This is a genomic window from Roseovarius roseus (assembly GCF_043355935.2).
GTDB classification, from domain to species: domain Bacteria; phylum Pseudomonadota; class Alphaproteobacteria; order Rhodobacterales; family Rhodobacteraceae; genus Roseovarius; species Roseovarius roseus.
In genome coordinates this window covers 1-11,195 of sequence record NZ_JBHFPE020000032.1, presented here as the reverse complement: position 1 = coordinate 11,195, position 11,195 = coordinate 1, and the positions used below count along the sequence as shown (strand labels likewise).

Below are 11,195 nucleotides of genomic sequence, written 5' to 3'. Positions count from 1 at the left end.
TTGGAAATCGTCATCGTCCTTGCTCCTCTCAGGAAGCATGGACCAGTTCCCAGTTACACAGAAGACAGGACACTCTCTTTGAATTTGCCTATCAGTCGAGGCTCGCCGCTCAAAGTTTCTCTTTTCGATCATCCAATATTCATAGTAGCGATGTTCGGCCATGGACCTAACGCCCCCTCGTCTCAGCGAGTTCAAAATTCCCTACTCCGGAAGGCAACCGTCACTGCCAGGACAAACTTAGCCTGACGCCACTGGAAGCCCAAGGTTCCGATGGAATAACGGTTCCTAGCAGTTCCATCAATGTGATCGAATGGAACGGTCTACGCATAGCAATGATAATCCGTCTGGACACCGGATTTACATACCTCTGGTCTCGCATGGGAAGCCTTGATCTTGACCGACGCTTTCTTTCTACACCTTCTACGGATTAAGTCAGCAACGGTCCTGCAATTCGATCTCCGACCGGCCTCCCTGACGGCGCGCCGAGAACATTAGTCTTCCTTCGCTTTGGCTAAGTGTGCCGCAGTGCGCAGCGTTTGCGCAGAGCTCGTATAAGTTAAACGCCATCGGCGTCAGCGCATCCGGAGCGATGGCCCCCTTAGGCATCATTTTGGGAAAATTGTTCATCCGCATGCGATTGGTTTCGGGGAGATCACCCCGCTTGACAAAGGGCCCATCCACAAAGGGACGGGCCCAACTCTTTGATTGCGCGGGAGATCAATTCTCGAATTTAGGCTGATTTTCGAGCGTCTCTTCGGTGCTATCAATATAGATCCGCAGATCCCCGCCACCTTCAGCTTGCAGGAACTGCAACTCGTCGAAGGTTACCGCAACTGGTTTCTCTCCCAGGCCCAAGAAGCCACCGACGTTGATGACGACCCTGTCTACCTGACCCCCGTCACCAAGGACCAGAGATTCAATTTCGCCCACGCTTTCGTCATTGGCGCCATAGACGGTCGTACCTTCAAGGTCTTCCGACGTCATCTTACGCACGGCTTCCATGTCGGCCTGCTGATAGCCATCACGTTCGACCGACGGGCGTGTCATCATCTCACGCTCGCCATCCATTGCGGTTTCCCCCGCTTCGGCATTTTCCCCGGTCGCAACGGCTTCGCTTGCGGCCTCGTCGGTTTGAGCCTCTCCAGCCTGCTCCGCATCAGCTCGCGCCGTGTCGGCTTTCACAGTGCCGTCCTGCGCCATCGACGCGTCAGCGTCTTTCTTCGCATCGGCTTGTTCCTTGGCTTCGGCCTGCTGGCGCTGACGCTGCTCCCGCTCTTCCGCAGTTTCGACCTTCACAGTCGGCTCGCCGGCTTGAGTCAACTCAATTGTCGGTTTCTCGGCCATCTTGATCGAGACCTCGGGTTCGACCGCTTTATAGGAAACAGTCGGATCCCCTGATTGGTAAGTCATCTCGGGCTCGCCCTCGGCCTGAACAATTTCGACCTGAGGCTCCGCCGTTTCCATGCTGGTGTCGCCTTCGACCTGCTGCGTGGATTCGCCGCTATCGCTCGTCTGGGCTTGGTTCGAAGTCTCTGCTTCGCCGCTCGCATCGACGCCGAGATCGACGTTCAGTTCGGGGTCCGCCTGCCTGACGCTGACCGTCGGCTCACCCTGTTCAACCTCTACCTGAGGGTCGGCCGAGCTGATCTGGACCTTCGGATCGTTGGTCAAAACATAGACGGTGGGCGCGGGAATATCGACGCGCACGATGATGTTGGGGATTTCGACCGAGATCGTCGGCTTGGCTTGCTCCAGTTCAATCTGCGACGGATCCTGCGTGATATCCACCTGCGGTTGCTGTTCGGTCACGCGTACATTCGGGGCGGGCACCTGGACGTCTACATTGGGGTCGGGCACCACTACTTTTGCCTCACCCTCAATTGTCGCCTCTTCGGAAACGGTCACTTCTTCCGTAACCTTGTCGCTGGCGGTTTCGGTGGCCCGGTTGCTGTCAGTCTGGCTCTCATTTCCGGAAGATGCCAGTTCGTCGGCCAACGTGGCGCATTCTTCGGCGAGATCTTCGTTGATGGCGGTCATGACATCTTCGCGATTAGCGCCGGTTACAGGCTGGTCCATGGTTTGAATGTCACGGGCTAATGTCCGGCACTCTTCGGTTTTATCCTGAAGCTGATCCTCACTAATCTCAATCGTCTGCGCGGACGCCAGCCCGCTCATAGGCAAGGTCAACGCGGTGCCCAGAAGAAGATTTCGAGTATTGCGGGTGATTTTCATGATGAAAGCCTCCTAATTTTTTAACAGTGTCGCGCCAAGATGCGAAAAACGGCCAACACGCTCACAATCGATAAAGTTGCCGTTATGGGTCCCAAACATCCAGCGTTGGTGGTTGGTTCCAGATTTGTGCGCGACAAGTTCGGCGGCTCGGAGTAGTTCCGGCGGATCTGCTTCAGTGTCTGGCCCTCGGGGCAGACGTAATGATCGTTCTCGGCATCCCACTCAAAGTCCGCCCGGCTCCAGGTGCCATCGCTGCGGCCGGACTTGTCGAAGACTGGGATGTGCGCGGCGATCTTGCGATTGACCAGCCAGCCTAGCATCGGCCCGGTGCGATAGGCCGTATCAGCAATCAGGCGCTCTGGATGCAGGTCGAACTTGACCTTCACCCTATCCAGCATGGTCTTGGTCGAGCCGACTTCGGCCTGCCGGATCGATCGCGTGGCCTCCACGTCGACGACGACACCATGATCGGTGTCGATCAGGTAATTGTCGGAGTAGCTGAAGAAAGCAGGCCCCTTGCGGGCTGCCGTCCACTGACTTGCCGGATCGGAATGGGACGTGAACTTGGGCTGGACGTCACTGGCGGCCCCGAAGGCAGCCTCGTCCAGCGTGTCGAGATACTCTCGAACCGCGCGGGGCGCGTCGGTCGGGTCGATCTTCGAGGCATCCAAGTCTTCCTTCGGCGTCGAGTTCTGCTTGTTCGCATCCGCCTCGATCAGGCTTGCGTCGAAGCCATGCGCTGCCCGCTGACAAGGCCCTCTTCGATGCACCGCGTGACGGTTATCTCGAAAAGATGCCGCAGCAACTCGCTGTCGCGAAACCGGCCATGACGGTTCTTGGAGAAGGTCGAGTGATCCGGCACACGGTCGCTCAGGTCGAGGCGGCAGAGATGGAGTAGGTGGGCGGGTCCGCTTAGGTCATCATACCATCCATCTACTTTGAAAATCGGAGGAAGGACCATGAGCTATTATTTCGGGATCGACGCGTCCCTTGAAACCGTCAACGTTTGCGTTGTCGATGATGGAGGAACTGTCTGCCTTGAACGTAAAATCGAAGCAGAACCAGAGGCGATTGTTGAGTTATTGAAGGACTTCAGGCAGTCGATTGCCCGGTTAGGTCTTGAAGCAGGACCGACGGCATCCTGGCTCTACAGCGAGTTGCGGGGTGCTGGTCTGCCAGCAATCTGCATGGAGTGCCGTCATGTGAAGGCCGGGCTCAGCGCCATGCGAAACAAAACGGATCGCAACGATGCGCGCGGCATTGCTCAGCTCGTTCGTCTTGGCTGGTTCCGCCGGGTCTTTGTCAAAAGCGACGAAACTCAACGGACCCGCATGCTGCTGGTCAGTCGCAGCCACCTGTTGGGCAAGTCCCAAGACATCGAGAACTGCATTCGCGGGTCGCTGAAAGTGTTCGGGCTCAGGATTGGTGCCGTCACGAAGCGCGGATTTGAAGGGCGTGTCCTCGAATTGGTCGCAGGTGACCCAAGTTTGACGGCGATTGTGGAGCCGCTCTTGCGCGCCAGGCGCGCCATAGTGGAAGCATTTGAACGCCTCGATCGGCTTTGCATTCAACTCGCCCGGCGTGATCCCATCTGTCGGCGATTGATGACGGTTCCCGGCGTCGGCGTCATTGTCGCGCTGACCTATGTGACCGGAGTGGATGCGCCTGAACGCTTCAAGCGATCGCGAGATGTTGGGGCACATTTTGGACTGACGCCAAGGCGATACAGCTCGGGGCAAATTGACTATGATGGACGGATCAGTCGATGCGGAGACGAGATGGTTCGCACGGCGCTTTATCAGGCCGCGCATGTCCTGATGCATCACGGACGTTGGTCCGCCTTGCGGTCCTGGGCCATGCGGATCGCAAAACGCCGCAGTATGCAGTCGGCCAAAGTTGCACTTGCCCGCAAATTGGCTGTCGTCATGCATCGGATGTGGTCTGACGGGACAGACTTCCGTTGGTCAGACGCGATACAGGACACCGAAATCCGCCTGTCGGCGGAAAGGCGCGCCCGGGAGGGTGCGAGGGTCGGATGAGCCCGCATCGTTGGTTGCGACGCTGGAGCACTTTCCACCAATCGCGCGGCAGAGCTAGGCCGTCCGACCCCTCATACCCTATCCTGTCCGCCGACGTCGCCAGGCGTCGAGCACGAAAAGAAGCCGGAACCCTTCCGAGCGCAGCTGATCCCATTAAGGCAAAAAAGGAGTTGACGAAACATGCCCACCTAAAGAAACCAGCGATACGCCAAATTCAGATGCACCTCTTCGCAGAGCCGCCGCTCCGACCGGATGCCGAAGCAATAACCGACCAGCAGCATGCGGATCAGCAGCTCGGGATCGACGGAGGGACGGCCGGTGTGGCTGAAGAAATCTGCAAGATGGGCACGGATGCTGCTCAGGTCGACGAACCGATCAGTGGAGCGAAGAAGATGGTTTTGCGGAACGTGATCCTCCAGCGAGAACTCATAGAAAAGTGCTCCCTGCGCTTCCTGTCTCGGTCCCAACATTGCTCAATTCTCCCGCTGGCCGGAAGAATTGAAGCAGCAACTTACGCTTCGATCAAGCACGAGTTTTTCAACAAAATACGCCCTTCCCTGCGCAAGGGTGAAGGAGCACGAACGGCCCATACCAAGCTTGCGCCGGCAGCGGAATCCCACCACGTAACGTCTTCAAGCGCTCAGCCGCTAAAGCGTGCAGCATCTTTCGACCAGCTACGGTCACGCATGTCACCGCTTCGCCTTGCAGTAGTTAGTCGCGAGGCTCGACCGAATTCAATCGGTTCCGACCTTACGTATTCTCGGGGCAGGCTGCGGGCCGGTTTCTGGCCTCGAGCTGGAAATGCGAGTAGCAGCCGGCTCCGTCGAACCTTTCGGCCAAATACATCTTCGAGAAGCGCACACGCCTCTCCAGGTTCGCCGTGGAAGCCCGCGGGCGCAGGAAGGTCTTCATGAAGATGCGGGCAACCTGGCTCACGTCATCCGTTGCGCGGATCCGTTGTATCATTGCGCCATACTCGGTCTTCAGCTCGTAATGCAGGTAGCCGTAATTCGCCTCGAAGCTCTCTTGGCCGCCGACGCGCGCGGCGTAGCTGCGAAACCGGCTCTTGCGGGGGCCGCACCACTGGGAATAGCCGTAGCAGCCGCCATCGATCTCGGCGAGCATCCGAAAGTTCCCGGACTCGTGGGCGAGGTTTCCGGTAATCCCTGCCGCCTGGCTGCGTGTCAGTCCGAAATCCCTTTGCAGATTCGCGATCAGCTGCTCGGGAATCGTAATCGGAGTGGCTTCCGTCTCCGGCGCTTCATTGGCGACGGCAGGTTTCGGATTGGAGTTGGGCAGGTTCGATCCGCGATCGGCGAACGCGGGTGGTGTGAGGGCGAAAAGAAGGGCGGAGGCCGCCGTGGTCAAATATCTCATGGAACTACACGTCTGTTGAGGGTGCGCCCGCTCCATCGGGGGAGGCCGCTGAAGGGAGTCCAATTTCACGCCGCGCTGCAGAAAGATACCTCATGTGTTTTCGCAAGCCAAAAACGGCGAATTCTTGCCCGCCAAGCCTTCAAGATCGGAGCCTCGAAACGCGCCCGCCATTTGCATTCGACGCATGTGGCAGCCGTCGCGGTGCGAGCCCAAGAAGCGTCTGGAGGGCGCCGAGATCTACATCTTTGCCGCCAATTCCAGTGAGATCGTCCGCCCGGTTCACTGCTAAAGGATGCCAGTTCCCCTCGACCGAGAAAGCTGCCGCACTTGGCTTCAAGGCCACGCGGAAGAGGCGTGTCCGCTGCTGCGGCTGGACCACGCAGATAGGGCGAGGACCGTGTGCGAGGTGACTGGTTCCGGGTCGGGGAAGGTGCGAGCCGGATCTGTAAGTCGCTGTCCGTCGCAGCGAATTGCACCACCTTTTTCCTGGAGGGCGCGCCTTAGTCGTCCCATGGCGGAGTTTTGTAATCAGCGACGAAGCCGCGACGCGGTGTTACCGAACAGGTCATTGCCATCAGATTCGACTAACGCCGTTTGGACAACCTTGGTCCAGCTTTGCTGTCAGCGATGACAGGCTAAGCCGCGCCCTTCCAGGTATCGGGCGTGAAATAGACGACGCTCTCATTGACGCCGGCCATCACTTCGCCTTCCTGAACATCGACTTGAACCTTCATCGCGCGGTTTGCGGGGTAGCGCAGGTTCGTTGGCCGCGAGAACACCACACATCTAAAGCCTACGATTTGTCGTCGTCCGCGCCCTCGGGCCAATTGTGATCATTGGGATCGAACTCATCGGGGTCATAGGGGTCCTCATCCTCGGCGAGTCCAGAGATGTGCGTCGTTCCCGTCGTCTCATCGTAGACGAGCCCGTAGCTCGCACCGTCCCCGGACCTATGCCGAAGATATTCGTGAATACCCGCATAAATAAACGCGAGAGCGAATGGCGTCAAAAGGATCATTGCGATGATTTGACCAGTCATAAGCCTCCTTGGAATACTTGGCGACCAAAGCGATGGAGGCAATTTCCACCTCGCAGGCTAAGGCGTCCCATAACAGTCTAGTTGAATAGCCTTAGTATGAAGGTGGCTCCGCCGAATTCAGTGTCAAGCTTGCTGGGTATTGCGGGCTGGACATACCCAGATATAAAGCACGGTTGGATAATTGCACGCCGAGCAAAAAGGAAGCGTTCGTCGTCATGGGTGCGATTGAAATATTATTCCCGGAGCTGTCTTCATGGACGGCCCATTGCGGCCGTCTATCGGTCATCCTGATGCTGCGCTGCAGTTTCCGCATTGCTGCCATTCATGACAAGCGCAGCACATTCCATAAACGGCTTCCTACTGGCCGTATTTTTTCGTCGTTCTTTGCAGCCATCGGGTTCTATACTGATTGGCGCGAGATCCTTAGCGGTGCGCTGGCGCCCTCCCGTTGAAATCGTCACACGCCTGGCCATGGTGTCGAGGCGCAATGAAAAAGGGCGCCCGAGGGCGCCCTGTTCCAAATTCGGATCAATTGCTCAGGCGAGCTGAAGATTTGCCGCCGACTCGCGGCCGTCACGGCCGGATTCGATTTCGAATGTGACTTCCTGATCATCGTTCAACGAAGTCAGGCCTGCACGCTCAAGGGCGGAAATATGGACGAATACGTCCTTTCCGCCAGTCGCGGGGGCAATAAAGCCAAAGCCTTTAGTAGAATTAAACCATTTCACGGTGCCATTGGCCATCGTGAGATCTCCTTTAGTTTTCAACCTGTTCGCGGAAGTGCAACAGCGCGGCGCAGTCGGCCAGTATCGAGTTCGCTGAGGTCCGGTAGGGAAAGCAGGGGATCGACTGAAGTAACGTAGCACTGCCCTCCTCGCAGAGCGCAGATAGTTTGTCCATGGTCAATCAACGTTGACCTAACGTCATTAACTAGACGCGGGCCTGGCTGAGATCGGCCCAAATTGGCCATTCGGTTGTCCCATATGACGCTGCTCTGCGGCCCGTCGGCGTGGCCGATGGCAGCTTGAGGCCGTTTGCGATGTTTAACGCAAGCTATCGGCGCAGCTTACGCATTTCGCAAAGGTCGGGTCGAAGTCCAGCCGCTTCTCGCCTATGAATTCACCACACTCATCGCACCAGCCAAACTCTCCTTTATTAAGTCGGTCGATGGCAGCCGAGATTGACTTGTGTCGGTTCTGGCGTCGTGCTTCGGACCCGGCAGCCATCGCTTGGTTCTGAAGCGCGTCCATCCGCGAGAGGCGACCTGTGCTCTGCTGATCGAGCTCGACCGGTCGGCGATGCTCACTAGTGGTCTCTGACGCCTCCTGCAAGGCAATCAGCTCTTCCCGCAAACGTGGAAGGAAGCGGGCGCGCAGCGCGTCCTCTGTCGGTTCCGTCATTCTCTCACCTCACCAGCAGGATTGGCACCTTGCAACTCCGGATCATCTCGAGGCTGGTCGATCCCACGAACAACGACCTCAAACGCGAATGGCCCGAAGCGCCCATCACGAGATGGTCAAACTCGGCCTTCTCGACGAGCTTACCGATGACTTCTTCGGGTTGCCCGGGCAATATGCCCGTCTCTGCCTTGAGCCCGGCCGCCGCCAGCATCGCCTTCGCATCCTCCAGGCCATTCCTGGCGGTCTCTGTGGCAGAGCCGACTGTGACAATCTTGATGTCAAGTTTCGCATAGAGCGGAGCACGCGAGACGTAATCGACAGTGCGAATGGCACTCGCGCTGCCATCGTAGGCGATGAGCACCTTCTCGATTGGCTGAAATGCCCGTGACGCGATGAATAGCGGCTTGGACGCGGCGCGGACGATGCGCTCGAGGTTCGAACCAAGATGCCCTTTGGCGAAGTCGGCCGCCTCGCCGCGCTTGCCGATCAGGATCATCTCGGCGCCGCCCTCCTTCTCAAAGATCGCCTCAATCAGGTCGCCATGGCGAAGGTGTTCCGTGGCCCGGAAACCCGCCTCGTCGAATAGCGCCTTGGCGTCTTCGAGAATGGCGCGGCCGCGATGCACCACGAGCTTCGCACGCTGTTCGTCGATGCTGGCCAGTTCGGCAAGGAGCGCGCTGCGCGCCCCAAGGGAGATGGCGCCCGATAGATCCGAGCCGCCACCGCCCTCGCGGCGGCCAAGGACATGCATCAATTCAACTTCATAGCCGCTGCGCTCGGCAATCCAGACGGCATGATCGCAAACGCTTTTCGAGTAGGTGGAGCCGTCCACCAGAGCGATGATCTTCTTGGTCATGGTGTTCTCCTCCTTCAATGCGCCAACAGCTTGTCCACGGCGCCCGGCTTGTCATGTATGGCAAGCCTGTCGACCATGGTTTCGGAAGCTTCGTTCATGCCGACGATCTCGACCTCCGAGCCGTCCCTTCGGAACTTGAGCACAGCCATGTCCAACGCGGCAACAGATGAGATATCCCAGATATGCGCGCGACTGACATCGATCACGACGCGGTCCGCCGCTTCCTTGAAGTCGAATGCATCCATGAACGCTTCGGACGACGCGAAGAATAGCTGCCCTTGGACATGATAGGTCCGGAGGCGCCCGTCATCTGATAGGTACGAGGTGACGCCAAACAGTTGCGAGATTTTGCCCGCGAAAAACAGTCCTGAAAGCAGCACGCCTACCAGCACGCCGATTGCGAGGTTATGGGTATAGACCACTACTGCGACGGTCGCGAGCATGACGATCGAGGATGACCGCGGATGGGTTCTGAGATCCTTGATCGAGGACCACGAAAAGGTGCCGATGGAGACCATGATCATGATCGCCACCAATGCCGCCATCGGAATCTGCGCGACGAGATCGCCAAGTGCGACCACCATGAAGAGAAGATAGACACCGGCCGCGAAGCAGGACAACCGCCCGCGTCCACCGGATTTGATGTTGATGATCGACTGACCAATCATTGCGCAGCCCGCCATGCCGCCGATGAAACCAGTCGCGGTGTTTGCCAAGCCTTGGCCTACGCATTCCTGATTCCGGTTCGACTTCGTGTCTGTGAGGTCGTCGACAATGTTCTCGGTCATCAGGCTTTCGAGCAGGCCATGGACGGCCCGAACCGGACCTTGGCCGGGATGATCCGCGTCTGCCCCGCCTAGTCGAAAACCGGCGGCACTCTCGTGCGTCATTATGGTTTGGACCCGGCGGACCCTGAGACCTGGCCGTGAGACCTGGTTCTTTATCGAAGACGGGCAAGCATGGTCCGGTATGGAAGCGATCATCCGAATGCCTCAATCTTCCCTACGATATTATCCGAAGTATGGCTGGCGCTCGAACGTACCCGTCAACACACTTTCCATCTTCGTCTTGCATCTCTCGCAAGCGCCAACCGCCAAATCGGTACTCGATCCCGGTGATGCCCTATCCGCGAGATGCGAGCAGTCGATCCAATTCGCTTTGCATGTCACTCACCAGCACGAAAGATTTTCCCGATCGCATTCGTCTGGGCGACCCGCGCAGGCGCGTGTCCGCGAGTGGTGAGACCGGTTTGCCGTCGACGCGAATTTCGTAGTGCAGATGCGGTGCCGTCGACGTTCCTGTCGATCCGGCTCGACCAAGCTCTGTCCCAGCCACGACATGCTGGCCTACGCGCAGGTCTTCGTTCATCGCGCTCAGATGGGCATAAAGCGTCTGCACGCCATTGCCATGATCCAGTTCAACCACGTTTCCGTAACCGCTGCGTTTGCCGATGTAGGACACCTTACCCTGTCGGGTCGCTTCGACACCGGAACCCTGATGGGCGGCAAAATCCAGACCGCTGTGCATGCGCACCGTCCCGTGAACGGGATGCATCCTTTGTCCAAAAGCCGAGCTGAGCCGCGCGCCGCGGATCGGTTGCTCGAATATCTGCAAGAGCTGCCCATCCTTGAAAATCGTGGTCCGCCGGGAATTGTTGTCAGGCCAAAGGATTTCATAGCGACCGTCGGCCAGATCGAGCTGCGCAAAATCGATGGTCGGGTCGCCGACCTCGCGTCCGCCGGACAGATGTTCCCGCCACATCAGGCGAATGTGCTCTCCCCCCCCGAGTTGGGTCCGCAGGTCGAACGTCTCTCCCAGGATCAGTTCGAGATCCGTCGCGAACCGGGTTGGAATGCCTGCACCGTCAAGGGCTGCAAAGATCGTGCTGTCGACCGTCGCTTCGCCCGCGCGCCGGAAACTGTCGAGTTGCGGTGCCAGCATCTGGACAGAGGGCGCTTCCCCGAACGTCACCTGAATGCGTGACCCATCTTCTATCTCCAGTGTTGCCGTCTGGGGCAGGCCATCGGTGGATAAGTTCAAGGCAAGGCGATTTCCTGGCTTCAGATGACGCACATCGAACTCGGACCCGATTGCAGCAATGACTTTACCGCTGCTCGCCGTGTCGAGGCCAGCCTCGGCGAGCAATCCGGACAGACTGTCGCCCGTGCCCACGACCTGCCTCCAAGTTACGAAGTTATCCGCCGGCTCCAGCACGTCGCTACTTACATCCTTTGCGGTGGATGCGGCAGCCT

10 protein-coding genes and 3 pseudogenes are annotated in these 11,195 nt (G+C 58.2%); 2 read left to right on the top strand and 11 right to left on the bottom strand.

Annotation, left to right across the window (positions count from 1 at the left end):
- Window positions 1-717: 717 nt before the first annotated feature.
- Entirely contained in the window at window positions 718-2,232 is a 1,515-nt protein-coding gene (locus ACEWPL_RS18880; RefSeq protein WP_393932156.1) for a PRC-barrel domain-containing protein, read from the bottom strand.
- A gap of 143 nt (window positions 2,233-2,375) precedes the next feature.
- Window positions 2,376-3,118 (bottom strand): annotated as a pseudogene (locus ACEWPL_RS18875) (transposase); the annotation flags it as partial.
- A 73-nt stretch (window positions 3,119-3,191) separates the two neighbouring features.
- On the opposite strand from ACEWPL_RS18875, the gene ACEWPL_RS18870 reads away from it, so the two are divergent.
- The gene (locus tag ACEWPL_RS18870) at window positions 3,192-4,271 is read left to right on the top strand and encodes an IS110 family RNA-guided transposase (protein WP_393932158.1); all 1,080 of its coding nucleotides are present in this window, start codon (window positions 3,192-3,194) and stop codon (window positions 4,269-4,271) included.
- A 194-nt stretch (window positions 4,272-4,465) separates the two neighbouring features.
- On the opposite strand, the pseudogene ACEWPL_RS18865 reads toward ACEWPL_RS18870, so the two are convergent.
- The 4 genes and pseudogenes from ACEWPL_RS18865 to ACEWPL_RS18850 form a co-directional block, all read right to left on the bottom strand.
- Window positions 4,466-4,741 (bottom strand): annotated as a pseudogene (locus ACEWPL_RS18865) (transposase); the annotation flags it as partial.
- A 280-nt stretch (window positions 4,742-5,021) separates the two neighbouring features.
- On the bottom strand, window positions 5,022-5,639 hold the full coding sequence (locus ACEWPL_RS18860) for a phage tail tip lysozyme (RefSeq protein ID WP_393932160.1): 618 nt from the start codon (window positions 5,637-5,639) through the stop codon (window positions 5,022-5,024).
- 644 nt (window positions 5,640-6,283) lie between these two features.
- Window positions 6,284-6,427, bottom strand: a complete 144-nt coding sequence (locus ACEWPL_RS18855) for a hypothetical protein (protein ID WP_420744387.1) — start codon at window positions 6,425-6,427, stop codon at window positions 6,284-6,286.
- Window positions 6,428-6,441: 14 nt separating this feature from the next.
- Window positions 6,442-6,687, bottom strand: a complete 246-nt coding sequence (locus ACEWPL_RS18850; RefSeq protein ID WP_393932164.1) for a hypothetical protein — start codon at window positions 6,685-6,687, stop codon at window positions 6,442-6,444.
- Between the two features lie 215 nt (window positions 6,688-6,902).
- Between ACEWPL_RS18850 and ACEWPL_RS18845 the strand changes: the two genes are divergently transcribed.
- Window positions 6,903-7,139 carry a hypothetical protein gene (locus ACEWPL_RS18845; RefSeq protein ID WP_393932166.1) on the top strand — a complete coding sequence of 79 codons (237 nt, stop codon included), beginning with the start codon at window positions 6,903-6,905 and terminating at the stop codon, window positions 7,137-7,139.
- Window positions 7,140-7,223: 84 nt separating this feature from the next.
- Here ACEWPL_RS18845 and ACEWPL_RS18840 read toward each other — a convergent pair whose 3' ends face one another.
- The 5 genes and pseudogenes from ACEWPL_RS18840 to ACEWPL_RS18820 all read right to left on the bottom strand — a co-directional run.
- Entirely contained in the window at window positions 7,224-7,430 is a 207-nt protein-coding gene (locus tag ACEWPL_RS18840; protein ID WP_393932168.1) for a cold-shock protein, read from the bottom strand.
- A gap of 300 nt (window positions 7,431-7,730) precedes the next feature.
- Window positions 7,731-8,087, bottom strand: coding sequence for a TraR/DksA family transcriptional regulator (locus ACEWPL_RS18835; RefSeq protein WP_393932170.1), 357 nt, complete (start codon window positions 8,085-8,087; stop codon window positions 7,731-7,733).
- A gap of 4 nt (window positions 8,088-8,091) precedes the next feature.
- A complete protein-coding gene (locus tag ACEWPL_RS18830) occupies window positions 8,092-8,943 on the bottom strand; it encodes a universal stress protein (RefSeq protein ID WP_393932172.1) in 852 nt (283 codons plus the stop codon).
- 14 nt (window positions 8,944-8,957) lie between these two features.
- Window positions 8,958-9,758 (bottom strand): annotated as a pseudogene (locus ACEWPL_RS18825) (SulP family inorganic anion transporter); the annotation flags it as partial.
- A gap of 307 nt (window positions 9,759-10,065) precedes the next feature.
- Window positions 10,066-11,195 (bottom strand): M23 family metallopeptidase (locus tag ACEWPL_RS18820; RefSeq protein WP_420744386.1); only part of this gene is annotated, 1,130 nt, incomplete at its 5' end.